1 protein-coding gene is annotated in these 814 nt (G+C 30.5%); it reads right to left on the bottom strand.

The window, feature by feature from the left end; translation table 11 throughout:
- Positions 1 to 423: 423 nt before the first annotated feature.
- Positions 424 to 814, bottom strand: a 391-nt coding sequence (locus ACFINU_RS10165) for a hypothetical protein (RefSeq protein ID WP_375619041.1), incomplete at its 5' end; no start/stop codon positions are given.

Raw genomic sequence — 814 nt, forward strand, 5'->3', positions numbered from 1 at the left:
GGAAGCGAATAGTTCCATTCTTAAAGACTAGCCTGCAATCTATTCATTAAAAGGCTTTTCATTTCATAAGATATAGCGTTTTGAATTTCATTACCTTTATTTCCTACCTCGGTAAAAAATACCGTGGTTTTAAAATCGATCTTGTCTTTAAATCCTTTTATGCAATCTTTATAAATTAAACCTATAAGCTTATGACAGTTTCAAAGGGGTATTCCTTTTTAAGGTTTCGCTCAAAAAAGAGCAAAACTCATACCATTCTTTAAACGTATAATCGATAATTTCAAACAACTAAATTTTAAACAATGTGATTTGTGCTATGATAAAAACGTATCATAAAACTTATAAACTGTTATGAGTGATATCGGCTTTTCATTTCTTTTGAACATTTACATGCGTTATAATATTTGCATCATGATTTGCTTTTTATGGTCTATTCATACATGCCAATCTTCTATAAAAAATGATCAAATGAATCACGTATAAAAAGATGGATTCTTGAGTGGATTTATATAAAATAATTACAAACAAACTATTGACTTTATTGTGTTTTTTGATATTACATCTCACATTGTATGTCAAAATACCGTAAGTTTCAAATAGCTTTTTAACATGCCCTTTTTTAACACCTAGAGCTAGGAATGTCTTGAAACTGTCATCACGTTGATTGATCCAATCACCGTAGTTGTCTGGTGTAATTATTTGCCAACCGTCTTCACGTGTAATACCACCAACACTACCAAAGTATTGAAGCCTCTCAAGTTTTTTTTCGGTGGAAAGATTATCTCCAATATCATGATAGTAAATCTTACACGGT

Source organism: Bartonella sp. AC130YNZD (assembly GCF_042196865.1).
Classification (GTDB): domain Bacteria; phylum Pseudomonadota; class Alphaproteobacteria; order Rhizobiales; family Rhizobiaceae; genus Bartonella.